Here is a 13,768-nt window from a genome sequence, read left to right on the forward strand (position 1 = left end):
CCGGTTTTCTTCGGGGCACGACAATGCCCGGCACCTGCGGGGTGCCGGGCATTGTCGTGCTCAGGTGGGACCGTTACGCGCGTCCCGCCGTCTTCTGCGTCTTCCGGGTGACCGCGTCGATGACGACGGTCGCCAGCAGCACGCCACCGGTGATCATGTACTGGACCGGGGAGGCGATGCCCTCCAGGGCCAGGCCGTACTGGATCGAGACGATCACGAGGACACCCAGCAGGGCGTTCCAGGTGCGGCCACGGCCACCGAACAGCGACGTACCACCGATGACCGCCGCGGCGATCGCGTTCATCAGGAGGTCACCGCCGCCGGCGCCCTGGTTGGCGGAGGCGATCTTCGAGGCGATGAACAGACCGCCGATCGCGGCGAACGTGCCGGAGATCGCGAAGACCGAGATCCGGATCATGTCCACGTTGATACCGGCACGCCGGGAGGCCTCGACGCTGCCGCCGAGGGCGAAGATCTTGCGGCCGTAGGTGGTGCGGCGGAGCACGAAGTCCGTGAGCAGCAGCACACCGACGAAGATCACGACGGCCAGCGGCAGGCCCTTGTACTGGTTGTAGACGGCCGCGACGGCGAACGCCACGATCGCCAGCAGCACCGTGCGCAGGATGGTCTCGCTCACCGGCCTCGACGGCACGCCGGCGGCCTCGCGGCGCCGGTTGCCGAGGAAGGAGGTGACGAAGAACAGCACCACGACGGCGATGGCCAGACCGTAGGAGGCGGCCACGTCGGTGAAGTAGTAACCGGTCAGCTTGGCCACCAGGCCCTCGCTGTCCAGGTTGATCGTGCCGCTGTCGCCCAGGATCTGGAGCATGAAGCCGTTCCAGAAGAGCAGACCGGCCAGGGTGACGGCGAACGCCGGGACACCGATCTTCGCGAAGAAGAAGCCGTGCAGCGCACCGGCGACCGTGCCGGTGAGGATGGCCAGCACCAGCGCGAGCCACGCGGCCATGCCGTGCGTGACGGTGAGCACCGCGTAGGCGGCACCCGCGACACCGGAGACCGAGCCGACCGACAGGTCGATCTCGCCGAGCAGCAGGACGAACACGATGCCGACGGCGATCATGCCCGTGCCGACCATGGCGACGGAGATGTCGGACAGGTTGCCCGCGGTCAGGAAGTTGGAGTTGAGGCTCTGGAAGATGATCCAGATGATCGCCAGACCGATGACGACCGGGATCGCGCCCAGGTCACCGGCCTTCATCTTCCGCTTGAACTCGGTGAGGTAGCCCGCGAAGCCCTGTTCGCGCACCAGCAGCCGGGGGTCGACGACGGTGGCCGCACCGGCCGCCGCCTCGGGGTTCTCCACGACGTGGTCCTCGGGAGACGGGGACGTCTTGTCGATGCTCACTTCTTGATCTCCCCAGTGCTGCGCGCCGCACGACGGGTCACGGCGTTGTCCGTGGCACCGGTGATGGCGGAGATGATCTCTTCCTGCGAGGTCGACTTGACCTCGAAGACGCCGTTGTTGCGGCCCAGCCGCAGGACGGCGACCTTGTCCGCGACCGCCTTCACATCGGCCATGTTGTGGCTGATGAGCAGGACGGCGAGACCGCGCTCACGCAGCCGCTCGACGAGGTCGAGCACCTGGGCGGTCTGCTCGACACCGAGGGCGGCGGTGGGCTCGTCGAGGATGACCAGCTTGGGCTCGCCGAGCATGGAGCGGGCGATCGCCACGGTCTGGCGCTGACCACCCGAGAGCGAGGCGATCGGGATGCGGACGCTGGGGATGCGGATGGACAGCGTGTCGAGGAGCTCGCGGGAGCGGCGCTCCATCTCGACCTCGTCCAGGATCGTGAACTTACGGATCTCCCGGCCCAGGTAGAGGTTGCCGACGACGTCGATGTTGTCGCACAGCGCGAGGTCCTGGTACACCGTCGCGACGCCCAGGTGCTGGGCGTCGTGCGGCCTGTTGATCGGTACGGCATGGCCTTCCCATTCGATGACGCCCTCATCGATGGGATGCACGCCGGCGATCGTCTTGACCAGCGTGGACTTTCCGGCGCCGTTGTCGCCCACCAGGGCGACCACCTCACCGGCGTGGACCTCGAGCTCTACATCGGTGAGCGCCTGAACGGCACCGAATCGCTTCGAGACCCCGCGCAACGCCAGCACGGGCGTAGCGGACACGTGAACCATCTCCTTCGCCGCCTGACCCGGCGGGAGGTTGTGCAGAAAAATTTGGGGGGAATGTTCCGTCCGGCGCCCCGCTTAGCTTGCGGGGCTGTTGGTGCGGGGCGCCGGAGGAGTCCGGGTGGTGCGGTCCCCGTCTCCCCCTGGAGGGAGCCGTGTAGGGGAATTCAAGAACGAATTCCCCTACCTGGAAAGGGACTTGCGGCTACTTACTCAAGACCGATCTTCTTGCAGTCCGCGGCGTACGCCGAGGTGCAGATGTCGCCCACCGTGTAGATGCCGTCCTTGATGACGGTGTCCTTGATGTTGTCCTTGGTCAGCGCGACAACGCCGATGATCTTGGACGGGATGCCCTTGTCCGACGGGCTGTCGACCTTGTCGGGCGCGACCGAGGCGAGGTCCTTGCCCTGCGCGATGGCGACGGCCAGCTCGGCGACCGTGTTGGCCTCTTCGGGGTAGGGCTTGTAGACGCTCATGTACTGCGTGCCGGCGACGATGCGCTGGACACCCGCGAGCTCCGCGTCCTGGCCGGTGACCGGGACGTTGAGACCGGCGGCCTTGAGGGCGGTGATGATACCGCCGGCCATGCCGTCGTTGGCGGAGTAGACGCCGATGATGTTCTTCTTGCCCAGGGCCGAGATCGCCGCCTCCATGTTGGCGTTGGCGTTCTCCGGCTTCCAGTCCTTGGTGTCGTACTCCTTGCCGATGTTCACCTTGCCGTCGAGGACGGAGTGAGCACCCTTCTTGAACAGGGCGGCGTTCGGGTCGGTGACCGCGCCGTTCATCATGACGATCTTGCCGGACTTGGCCTTGGAGCCGAGCGCCGTGAGGAGGGCCTCACCCTGGGTCTTGCCGACGGTCTCGTTGTCGAACGAGGTGTAGGCGCTGATCGGACCCTCGGCCAGACGGTCGTAGGCGACGACCGGGATACCGGCGTCCTTGGCCTTCTGGACCGAGCTCTTGATGGCCGCGGAGTCCACCGCGTCGACGATCAGCACGTCCACCTTGTTGGTGATCATGGTGTCGACCTGCTGGTTCTGGGTGGTGGCGTCCTGCTTCGCGTTCGCGTAGACGACCGTGCCCTTGTTGTTCGTGAGCTCCTTGACCTTCTTCTCGATCAAGGGGCGGTCGAACTTCTCGTAACGCGCGGTCTGGTTCTCGGGGAGAAGGAGACCGACCTTGATGTTGTCGCCCTTGTTGCTGCTGGCGGAGTCGGAGGACTCGGCCTTGTCACCGGATTCCTTCGCACTGCCACAGGCGGCGAGGGAAACCGCCATCGCACTGGCGGCGACGGCAAAGGCGGCACGACGCATACGCGTGTTCACTTCAGAAACCTCCCTGACGAGGCCGCGTCGTTGCGGCCGAGGTGGCTGGAAGTCAACTCGGCCGCACGTGCGACGTCAAGAAGTAAATCCTTAACGGGTTGGCAACGGTGCCATCCGTTCTCTAAGTGAAGGCAGGTGCCGCCGCAGCGAGCGAGCCGTCCAAAAGGGTCGAATCACCCATCTCGCTGAGCGCGAGAGCGAGTGCTCCGAGCACCTCCGCACGGCCTCCAAGTGCCCCCGGGAGAACGGACAGTTGCCGTGCCGCGCTGGGGATCGCGTAGCGGCCGACAGACTCCCTGATCGGGCCGAGCACCAGCTCACCGGCCTCGGCGAGATCACCGCCAAGGACCACTCGGCTCGGGTTCAGCAGATTGCAGAGATTGGCGACTCCACTGCCGATGTGTCGGCCGACGTCGGCGATCACCCGACGACAGCCCGGGTCTCCGTCCCTGGCCAGGCGCACGACGCCCTCCATGGTCAGGTCGGTGCCGTGGCTCGACTGGAGCAACGGAAGGACATAGCGCGCCGCCGTGAACGTCTCCAGACATCCCCGGTTCCCGCAGCGGCAGACGGGACCGGATTCATCGAGTGTAATATGTCCGATTTCTCCCGCAGTCCCACCCGGCCCGCGGTAGATCTTCCCGTCTATCACCAGTCCGGCCCCGACACCGCTCGCGACCTTGATGTATGCAAGATCACGCACGCCTCTGCCGCTGCCCCAGACCAGTTCGCCCAGTGCACCCAGATTGGCGTCGTTGTCCACGTGCACGGGCACGCCGAGCCGCCCCCGCAGCTCCTCGGCGGGCTTGGTGCCGGTCCAGCCCGGCAGGATCGCCGTGGAGCCCAGCGTGCCGGACTCGACGTCGATCGGTCCGGGTACGCCGAGGCCGATCCCGGCGATCTTGGAGCGGTCCACGCCGGTCGCCGCGATCAGGCGGTTGACCAGCTCTTCCGCCCGGTCGAAGCCCTGCGTCGAGGAGGCGTCCACGTCCAGCGGCTCGGACTCCTCGGCCAGCACCTGGTGGGCGAGGTTCCCGACCGCGACGCGCAAATGCGTGTGCCCGAAGTCGACGCCGATCACGATGCCGGCGTCCCCGCTCAGGGACACGCTGCGGGCTCTGCGTCCGCCGGCCGAGGTGGGTGTGACCTCGACGGTTCCGCCGTCCTTCAACTCCCGGACGATGTTGGAGACCGTGGCGGCCGACAGGCCCGTGGTCCTGGCGATCTCCGCCTGCGTGAGCGACCCGGCCAGCCGGACGGCCCGTACCACCCGTTCCAGGTTGGCTCGGTGCAGTGACGACTGCGACCCCGGAGTCTCCACGACGACCTCCTGCGCACGGGACCGCTTCGATGAGGCCCCGTCTATGTCCAACTAGTGAACTCTAAGCTGAGCCGTTCGGGTTGCCTCCCGTCAAGAGGTTGAACCGGATCGGGGTCCGCGCCCGCACATATGAGCGCGCCGCCCCCGACCCGGGAGCGGCGCGCGCACGGTCGGGTGCGGAGTGCTACTTCAGCGTCGCAGAGGTCAGGCCGGCCTGCACCTGGCGCTGGAAGGACAGGTAGACCACCAGCATCGGGATCATGGCGATCGTGACGCCCGCGAAGAGCACGGGCAGGTCGGAGGCGTACCCCTGTTGCTGCTGGAGCTGGATGAGGCCCTGGGTGAGGACGTAGCGCTCCGGATCGCCGCCCTTCTGCGGCTGCATCAGGACCGTCGGCAGGATGAACTGGTTCCACTGACCCAGCGTGTTGAAGATGCCGACGCTGATCAGGCCCGGCTTCGCCATGGGCAGCATGACCTGGAAGAACGTCCGCGTGTGCGAGGCCCCGTCCAGGACCGCGGCCTCGTGCACGGCCGTCGGCAGGGTCCGGAAGAAGGCGTGCATGAAGAAGACCGTGAACGGCATCGAGTAGGCGACGTAGACCAGGATCAGACCCTGGTACGTGTTCAGCATGTCCAGCCGTTTGACCATGAAGAACAGCGGGACCAGGGCGAGGAACACGGGGAACATCGCGCCCGCGACGAAGAAGTAGTACAGCAGGCGGTTGCCCCAGAACTCGTAGCGCGCCAGCACGTACGCGGCCATCGAGCCGAGCAGCATCGTCAGCGGCACGGAGAACGCCAGAACGATGACTGTGTTGATGAAGTAGTCGCCGATGCCCTTGTCCCAGGCCCGCGAGAAGACGTCGAAGGACCAGTGCTGCGGCCAGCCGAAGGCGGAGCCGCCGATCTGGGCGTCGGTCTTGAAGGAGCTCAGCACGAGCCACAGCAGCGGCAGCACGATCAGCAGGCCCCACAGGGCGAGGAAGCCGTGCGAGAAGGCGTTCAGTACGGTGCCCTCGCCGCGCCGGTCGCCGGGCGCCGCCTGGGTCTTTCCGACCGCGGGCCGGGGCGGGACCGAGCCGCCCGCGGGGGTCGTCTCCTTGAGAGGTGCGCTCATCGTCGTCTCTTCCGCTCAGTACTCGATGCGGTCGCGGCGGGTGGCGCGCAGCGTGACCACGGACAGGACCAGGGTCAGGAGGAGCATCACGACGCCCATGGCGCAGGCGTAGCCGCTCTTCCCGTAGTAGAGGAAGTTGCGCATCATCACGGTGGCCATGACCTCGCTGTCGTGGTCGGGGCCGCCGCCGTACGCGCCCATGTTCGCGGTCATCGAGGAGACCAGGACGAACATGTCCATCGCCACGATGCCCAGGTACACCCAGGCGGTCTGTACGGAGTCCCACAGCAGGGGCAGGGTGATGCGGAAGAAGGACTGGGAGCGGTTCGCGCCGTCGATCAGGGCGGCCTCGTAGATGTCCCGCGGGATGGACTGCATGGCGGCCGAGAACAGCACCAGATAGAAGCCGACGCCGTGCCAGACGACGACCAGCATCAGGGCCCACAGCACCAGGTTGGGCTCGTTGAGCCATTCCACCGGATTCTGTGAGTCGACCAGCCCGATTTTCGTCAGGACACCGTTGAGCAGGCCGCCTTCGTCGCTGCGGTAGATCGCGTTGAACAGCACCGCGAGAATCGCGAGCGAGAGGACCTGCGGGAAGAAGTAGACGATTTTATAGAACTTGGATCCGGCGACGCCCTGCACTCCGCCGGCGCGTGAACGCCCGCCCGCGTTCAGCATGAAGGCGAAGAAGAGGGCGAGCAGAATGGTGATCACCGGGATGAACACCAGGAACAGGATGTTGTGCCAGATCGCCTTGAGGAAGATGTCGTCCTGGAAAAGCGCCTGGTAGTTGTCGAGACCGACGAAATTGAAGGTCTGCGACTCGCCCTGCCAGTCGGTGAGCGAATAGCCGAACGTCTGGATGTACGGCCAGATGACGAAGATCAGATAGAGCGCCACGGGAGCGAAGAGAAATCCCGCGACGAACCTGTACTGCCCTTTGCGCATTGGCGTTCCTGCCCCTGATGCTCCGGTCGGCACCCGCGCCCTCCTGGAAGGGCGCGGGTGCCGGACGACGTGCTGCTCCTGCTAGTCGCGGTGGTTCTTCTTCGAGGCCGGGTCCTTGGCCTGCTTGTCGACCGCGGCCTGGCAGCGCTTGAGCCACTCCTTGGGCTGGATGCGCTTGGCCATCAGCTCGTTGGACGCGGCCTCGATGGCGGTGCCCATCTCGCTGTACCACTCGGTGTAGAGGAAGCGGAAGGTGTTGTCACCGGCCGCCTTGGACGCGTCGACCGTGGACTGGGTGCCCGGGCGCAGCTTGACGCTCGGGTCGACGCCGTCCTTGAGGATGGTCAGCGAGTTGGCCTCCTTGGCGAACGTCGTCGACCACTCCTTGGAGAGCATCAGCCGCATGAACTCCTTGGCGCCGGCCAGGTTGCTCGCCTTCTTCGGGATGATGAAGGGCTCGCCGGAGCCGGCCCGGATCGCCTCGAAGGGGAGCTTGCTGTCGGGCAGCACGGGCATCGGCATGAACTTCATGTCGAAGTCCGCGGGCGTCTGCTTGAGCTGCTCGTTCTCCAGCCAGGAACCGCAGGTGATGAAGGCGGCCTTGTACTGGTTCCACCGGGTCTGCGACTCGGTGTGGGTCAGGCCGTTGGTGCCGGGCATCAACAGGCCCTTCTCGACGATCTCGTAGATCGCCTCGACACCCGCCTGCGCCGCCTCGGAGCCCACGAAGGCATTGGGTTCGAGGTTGTCGATCGCCTTCATGGCGTCCAGACCGCCCTTCTTGGCGATCATGTCCATGATGGCGACGTTGATGTAGTACGGGTACTTGCCCTGGTGGGCCAGGCCCCCGATGCCGTCCTTCTTGGCCGCCTGACAGACGGCGATGAAGTCCGCCCAGGTCTTCGGCTCCTCCCAGCCCTTCTCCTTGAAGAGCTTGCCGGAGTACCACAGGCCCCACACCGTGTAGATGTAGTTGAGGGCGACGATCTTGCCCTCCTGGAGGCCCGGGTCGAGCGTGCCCGGGATGACGGTGTCGCGCACCTTCTTGGACGGGTCGTCGACCGAGGGGGCGTCCAGGACCACGGCCAGGTCGAGGAGTTGGCCGTTGCGGTTGAGGACGTCGATCTTGATCTGCTGGGCGCCGGAGTCGTCGACGATGTCGGGCGGGGTGCCGCCGTTGAAGCGCGGCTGGAGCTTGCCGGTGATCTCCTGGGTGCCGGTGTGGGTGGAGGTGATGCCCCACTTCGTCTTGAAGCTGGCCTCCCACGCCTTGGCGTAGTCGTCGCCGTAACCGCCCTTGAAGACGACCACGTCGAGCTTGGTCCCCTTCTTCACCCCGAACGGGTTCGACTTGGACGTCTTGCCCTGGCTGTCGTTGGTGTCTCCCGAGTCGTCGTCCCCGCCGCCGCTGGCACACGCCGACAGGAAGCTCATCGTGGGTACGGCGATCAGACCCAGTGCGGCGGACCGCCGGATCAGATCGCGGCGGCCGACGCCCGCCGCGTCGTTGTTCTCGGAACCGCTGTTCTCGGCGGAAGTGGATCCCATGCTCAAGTCCTCGCCTTCTCCAGGACTCAGGCGGTGAACCGGATCCTCCCGGCACCGCGGTCAGGTCAAGCAGGGTCGTGCAGGAGTAACGAATCATGCCGTGCGGATCATGACGAACGCATCGGGTGAATCGCCGACAGGTATAGTCCACTTCCCGCCAACGGAGCAAGATCGAATGCAAGGTTGGCCGTTGGTCTTATCCGAGTTGAGACCTCGCGGAAATATGAGCCCCCTGTGGGCGCCTTGCCGGAAAAATCCGCGACATAGGCCCCGAATGCCACACTCAACACCCTTGACATCCCTGGCCACTTGACCCACTACTGGGTTCTGCGCCTGGAAGGTGACAACGTTGTCCGATCGCGCAGGGAGGGTGCCGGAGATGGTGCGGTACAGAACGAGACACAGATGGGGAACGGCCGTCGTACTGACGGCCGCTTTTGCTTTGGCGGTGGGCTCCCAGGGAGCGGCGACAGCGCTTTCTGCGAAGCCCAAGCCGGCCGACCGGGAGTTCTCGTCCTCCTTCGAGGCGGGCGATCCGGCGCCGGACTGGCTGAACACGGTCGACACGAAGCCCGACGGGACCAAGCGGGCCTCGGGCGTCGACGGCGGCTACAGCACCGGCATCCCGGGCAACGTGTCCGACCACGTCACGGACGTCCGGGCCAGCTCGGAGAACACCGGCGGCGGCGAGGTGAAGGAGAACCTCGTCGACGGCGAGGCCGGCACCAAGTGGCTGACCTTCGAGCCCACCGGCTGGGTCGAGTTCGACCTCGACAAGCCGGCCAAGATCGTGACGTACGCGCTTACTTCCGCCAACGACTTCGACGAGCGCGACCCCAAGGACTGGACCCTCCAGGGCTCCACGGACGGCAAGGACTGGAAGACGGTCGACACCCGCTCCGGTGAGACCTTCTCCGAGCGCTTCCAGACCAAGACCTACGATCTCGCCGAGCCGGCCGAGTACGCGCACTTCCGCCTCGACATCACCAAGAACAACGGCGCCTCCGACATCCTGCAACTCGCCGACGTCCAGTTCTCCACCGGCGGCAGCGGCGGCCCGGTGCCGCAGGACATGCTGACGCTGGTCGACCGCGGCCCGGCGGGCTCGCCGACCGCGAAGGCGGGAGCGGGCTTCACCGGCAAGCGGGCCCTGCGGTACGCGGGACGCCACACCGCCGACGGCCAGGCGTACTCGTACAACAAGGTCTTCGACGTGAACGTGTCCGTGCGGCGGGACACCGAACTGTCGTACCGGATCTTCCCGTCGATGGCGGACGGCGACCTCGACTACGACGCCACGAACGTCTCCGTCGACCTGGCCTTCACCGACGGCACCTATCTGAGCGACCTGGGCGCGACCGACCAGCACGGCTTCGGTCTGACGCCGAAGGCGCAGGGCGCCGCGAAGATCCTCTACGTCAACCAGTGGAACAACGTGGTCTCGGGGATCGGGTCGGTCGCGGCCGGCAAGACCGTCGACCGGATCCTGGTGGCGTACGACTCCGCGAAGGGTCCGGCGAAGTTCCGCGGCTGGCTGGACGACGTGAAGATCGACCGGGCGGCGAAGGAGAAGCCGAAGGCGCATCTGTCGGACTACGCCCTCACCACCCGCGGCACCAACTCCAGCGGCGGCTTCTCGCGCGGCAACAACTTCCCCGCGACCGCCGTGCCGCACGGCTTCAACTTCTGGACGCCGGTGACCAACGCGTCCTCGCTGAGCTGGCTGTACGACTACGCGCGGGCCAACAACGACGACAACCTGCCGACGATCCAGGCGTTCAGCGCGAGCCATGAGCCGAGCCCCTGGATGGGCGACCGGCAGACCTTCCAGGTGATGCCCTCGGCGGCCTCCGGCACCCCGGAAACCGGCCGTGAGGCACGGGAGTTGGCGTTCAGGCACGAGAACGAGATCGCGCGGCCGTACTACTACGGCGTCACGTTCGAGAACGGTCTCAAGACCGAGCTGACGCCGACCGACCACGCGGCGACGATGCGCTTCACCTTCCCCGGTGACGACGCGAACGTGCTCTTCGACAACGTCACCGACCAGGCCGGGCTCACGCTCGACCCGGCGACCGGGACCTTCACCGGCTACTCGGACGTCAAGTCGGGCCTGTCGACCGGCGCGACCCGGCTGTTCGTCTACGGCACCTTCGACAAGCCCGTCAAGGACGGCTCGTCCAGCGGGGTCAAGGGGTACCTGAAGTTCGACGCCGGCGCCGACCGCACCGTGACGCTGCGCATCGCCACCTCGCTGATCAGCATCGACCAGGCCAAGGACAACCTCCGCCAGGAGATCCCGGACGGCACGTCCTTCGACTCGGTCAAGAAGAAGGCCCAGCGCACCTGGGACAGGATCTTCGACAAGGTCGAGGTCGAGGGCGCCACGGCGGACCAGCTGACCACGCTGTACTCCAGCATGTACCGGCTGTACCTCTACCCCAACTCCGGCTTCGAGAAGGTCGGTTCGAAGTACCAGTACGCCTCCCCGTTCTCGCCGATGCCGGGGCCCGACACCCCGACGCACACCGGCGCGAAGATCGTGGACGGCAAGGTGTACGTCAACAACGGCTTCTGGGACACCTATCGGACCACCTGGCCGGCGTACTCCTTCCTGACGCCCTCTCAGGCGGGCGAGATGGTCGACGGGTTCGTGCAGCAGTACAAGGACGGCGGCTGGACCTCACGCTGGTCCTCCCCCGGCTACGCGGACCTGATGACCGGCACCTCCTCGGACGTGGCCTTCGCGGACGCGTACGTCAAGGGCGTCGACTTCGACGCCAAGTCGGCCTACGACGCGGCCGTGAAGAACGCGACCGTCGTGCCGCCGTCCTCCGGGGTGGGCCGCAAGGGCATGGCGACCTCGCCGTTCCTCGGCTACACCAGCACCGACACCGGTGAGGGCTTCTCCTGGGCGATGGAGGGCTATGTCAACGACTACGGCATCGCGCAGATGGGCAAGGCCCTCTACAAGAAGACCAAGGACAAGCGCTACAAGGAGGAGTCGGAGTACTTCCTCAACCGCGCCCAGGACTACGTGAACCTCTACGACTCCAAGGCCGGCTTCTTCCAGGGCAAGGACGCCAAGGGCAACTGGCGCGTCGACTCCGCCAAGTACGACCCCAAGGTGTGGGGTTACGACTACACGGAGACCGACGGCTGGGGCTACGCCTTCACCGCCCCGCAGGACAGCCGGGGCCTTGCCAATCTGTACGGCGGCCGCGGCGCGCTGGGCGACAAGCTCGACGAGTACTTCTCCACCCCGGAGACGGCCTCGCCCGAGAACGTCGGTTCCTACGGCGGTGTCATCCACGAGATGACCGAGGCGCGGGACGTGCGACTTGGCCAGTACGGGCACTCCAACCAGGTCGCCCACCACGTCATCTACATGTACGACGCGGCGGGCGAGCCCTACAAGGCGCAGAAGAACGTCCGCGAGGTGCTCTCCCGCCTCTACACCGGCAGCGAGATCGGGCAGGGCTACCACGGCGACGAGGACAACGGCGAGCAGTCGGCCTGGTACCTCTTCTCCGCGCTGGGCTTCTACCCGCTGGTGATGGGCAGCGGCGAGTACGCCATCGGCTCCCCGCTGTTCAAGAAGGTCACCGTGCACCTGGAGAACGGCGAGGACCTCGTCGTCAAGGCGCCGAAGAACAGCGACAAGAACATCTACGTGCAGGGCCTGAAGGTCAACGGCCGCAACTGGACGTCGACTTCGCTCCCGCACTCGCTGCTGGAGGAGGGCGGAACGCTCAACTTCGACATGGGCCCGAAGCCGTCCTCGTGGGGCACCGGCAAGAACGCGGGTCCCGTGTCGATCACCCAGGACGACAAGGCGCCGACGCCTCGTGCGGACGTGCTGAAGGGTGACGGGGCGCTGTTCGACAACACCTCGGCGACCAACGCGACGGTGACGTCGGTCGACCTGCCGGTCACCGGCGACACGAAGGGGCTCCAGTACACGCTCACTTCGTCCGCCGACCACACCAAGGCGCCGACCGGGTGGACCCTTCAGGGCTCGAACGACGGGACCACGTGGAAGACGCTCGACAAGCGGTCCGGCCAGTCCTTCACCTGGGACCGGCAGACTCGGGCGTTCAGCGTGAACTCGCCGGGCACGTACGGGAAGTACCGCCTGGTGTTCGACGCGGAGGCCACGGTCTCGGAGGTCGAACTGCTCGCGTGAGCGGGTGAGTCGGGGCCGCACAGCGGCCTGTGAACGGCTCGGAGGGGGGACGTGTCGAGTGTGACGCGTCCCCCCTTCGTTTCCCTTCGTTCAGCGGCTCAGGGCCGTCTCCTGGCCCATGTGCGACAGCTTCTCGGGGTTGCGGACCGCGTAGAGGCCGGTGACGAGGCCGTCGTCGATGCGTACCGCCAGCACGGTGTCGACCTCGCCGTCGAACCGGAAGATCAGCGCCGGGAAGCCGTTGACCTGTGCCAGGCCCAACTGCGCGTCGGTGACCCGGCCCAGGCCGGCGGTCAGCATCCGGCCCACCTTGTCGGCGCCCATGACCGGCTTCAGGACGGCCTGCTTGACCCCGCCGCCGTCGCCGAGGAAGACGACGTCCGGGGCGAGGATGTCGAGCAGGCTCTGCAAGTCGCCGGTGTCGACGGCCCGTTGGAAGGCGTCGAGCGCGTGCCGGGTCTCGGTCGCGGAGACGGCCCCGCGCGGCCTGCGTGAGGCGACGTGTGCCCGGGCCCGGTGCGCGATCTGGCGGACCGCGGCCGGGGTCTTGTCGACGGCCTCGGCGATCTCGTCGTAGTCGAGGTCGAACACCTCGCGCAGCACGAACACCGCCCGCTCGGTGGGCGCGAGGGTCTCCAGGACCAGCAGCATCGCCATGGAGACGCTGTCGGCGAGCTCGACGTCCTCGGCCACGTCCGGGGCGGTCAGCAGCGGCGCGGGCAGCCAGGAGCCGACGTAGGACTCCTTGCGGCGGGCGAGCGTACGCAGCCGGCTCAGCGCCTGCCGGGTGGTGATCCGGACCAGGTACGCGCGCTGGTCGCGCACCGTGTCCAGGTCGACGCCGGACCACCGCATCCAGGTCTCCTGGAGGACGTCCTCGGCGTCGGCGGCCGAGCCGAGCATCTCGTAGGCGACCGTGAACAACAGGTTCCGGTGGGCGACGAACGCCTCGGTGGCCGTGTTCTGCGCGGTCTCGCTGTTCTCGCTCGTCACCGACTGCTCCCGCCTGTTCGTTCTCGACGATGTCACGCGCACAAGACGCCGGCCACCGCGGCGCTGTGACACCCAAGCGCGGTGGCGTACGTCACATGGCCGTCCTGTCACACGGAGCGGGGCGCCGGCATCTCTTGTGCATCCGACGCAGCGCAACGCGGCGCCACACCCCGAGT

Annotated in this window: 9 protein-coding genes; 1 reads left to right on the forward strand and 8 read right to left on the reverse strand. The window is 66.7% G+C overall.

What is annotated here, in order from left to right; translation table 11 throughout:
- Positions 1-73 precede the first annotated feature (73 nt).
- The 7 genes from ACIP6U_RS24940 to ngcE form a co-directional block, all read right to left on the reverse strand.
- Positions 74-1,366, reverse strand: coding sequence for a sugar ABC transporter permease (locus ACIP6U_RS24940; RefSeq protein ID WP_401721717.1), 1,293 nt, complete (start codon positions 1,364-1,366; stop codon positions 74-76).
- The gene (locus ACIP6U_RS24945; RefSeq protein WP_401721720.1) at positions 1,363-2,154 is read right to left on the reverse strand and encodes an ATP-binding cassette domain-containing protein; all 792 of its coding nucleotides are present in this window, start codon (positions 2,152-2,154) and stop codon (positions 1,363-1,365) included. Before ACIP6U_RS24945 ends, ACIP6U_RS24940 begins: the two co-directional genes overlap by 4 nt.
- Before the next feature lie 203 nt (positions 2,155-2,357).
- The gene (locus tag ACIP6U_RS24950) at positions 2,358-3,461 is read right to left on the reverse strand and encodes a sugar ABC transporter substrate-binding protein (protein ID WP_401722345.1); all 1,104 of its coding nucleotides are present in this window, start codon (positions 3,459-3,461) and stop codon (positions 2,358-2,360) included.
- Between the two features lie 133 nt (positions 3,462-3,594).
- Positions 3,595-4,794 carry an ROK family protein gene (locus tag ACIP6U_RS24955; RefSeq protein ID WP_401721722.1) on the reverse strand — a complete coding sequence of 400 codons (1,200 nt, stop codon included), beginning with the start codon at positions 4,792-4,794 and terminating at the stop codon, positions 3,595-3,597.
- A 184-nt stretch (positions 4,795-4,978) separates the two neighbouring features.
- Complete coding sequence (locus ACIP6U_RS24960) at positions 4,979-5,914, reverse strand: carbohydrate ABC transporter permease (RefSeq protein WP_401721725.1); 936 nt, start codon at positions 5,912-5,914, stop codon at positions 4,979-4,981.
- 15 nt (positions 5,915-5,929) lie between these two features.
- Positions 5,930-6,865, reverse strand: a complete 936-nt coding sequence (locus tag ACIP6U_RS24965; protein ID WP_401721728.1) for a carbohydrate ABC transporter permease — start codon at positions 6,863-6,865, stop codon at positions 5,930-5,932.
- 81 nt (positions 6,866-6,946) lie between these two features.
- The gene (gene ngcE / locus ACIP6U_RS24970; protein WP_401721731.1) at positions 6,947-8,413 is read right to left on the reverse strand and encodes an N-acetylglucosamine/diacetylchitobiose ABC transporter substrate-binding protein; all 1,467 of its coding nucleotides are present in this window, start codon (positions 8,411-8,413) and stop codon (positions 6,947-6,949) included.
- 379 nt (positions 8,414-8,792) lie between these two features.
- On the opposite strand from ngcE, the gene ACIP6U_RS24975 reads away from it, so the two are divergent.
- A complete protein-coding gene (locus ACIP6U_RS24975; protein WP_401721734.1) occupies positions 8,793-12,599 on the forward strand; it encodes a GH92 family glycosyl hydrolase in 3,807 nt (1,268 codons plus the stop codon).
- Positions 12,600-12,689: 90 nt separating this feature from the next.
- Here ACIP6U_RS24975 and ACIP6U_RS24980 read toward each other — a convergent pair whose 3' ends face one another.
- The gene (locus ACIP6U_RS24980) at positions 12,690-13,592 is read right to left on the reverse strand and encodes an RNA polymerase sigma-70 factor (protein WP_401721737.1); all 903 of its coding nucleotides are present in this window, start codon (positions 13,590-13,592) and stop codon (positions 12,690-12,692) included.
- Positions 13,593-13,768 lie beyond the last annotated feature (176 nt).

This window comes from Streptomyces sp. NPDC088794 (genome assembly GCF_044750545.1).
In the GTDB taxonomy this organism is placed as follows: domain Bacteria; phylum Actinomycetota; class Actinomycetes; order Streptomycetales; family Streptomycetaceae; genus Streptomyces.

Coding starts and splice junctions, on each gene's coding strand:
- ACIP6U_RS24950 (WP_401722345.1), bottom strand. CDS start 3,461: ATGCGTCGTGCCGCCTTTGCCGTCGCCGCCAGTGCGATGGCGGTTTCC.
- ACIP6U_RS24975 (WP_401721734.1), top strand. CDS start 8,793: ATGGTGCGGTACAGAACGAGACACAGATGGGGAACGGCCGTCGTACTG.
- ACIP6U_RS24965 (WP_401721728.1), bottom strand. CDS start 6,865: ATGCGCAAAGGGCAGTACAGGTTCGTCGCGGGATTTCTCTTCGCTCCC.
- ACIP6U_RS24960 (WP_401721725.1), bottom strand. CDS start 5,914: ATGAGCGCACCTCTCAAGGAGACGACCCCCGCGGGCGGCTCGGTCCCG.
- ngcE (WP_401721731.1), bottom strand. CDS start 8,413: ATGGGATCCACTTCCGCCGAGAACAGCGGTTCCGAGAACAACGACGCG.
- ACIP6U_RS24945 (WP_401721720.1), bottom strand. CDS start 2,154: ATGGTTCACGTGTCCGCTACGCCCGTGCTGGCGTTGCGCGGGGTCTCG.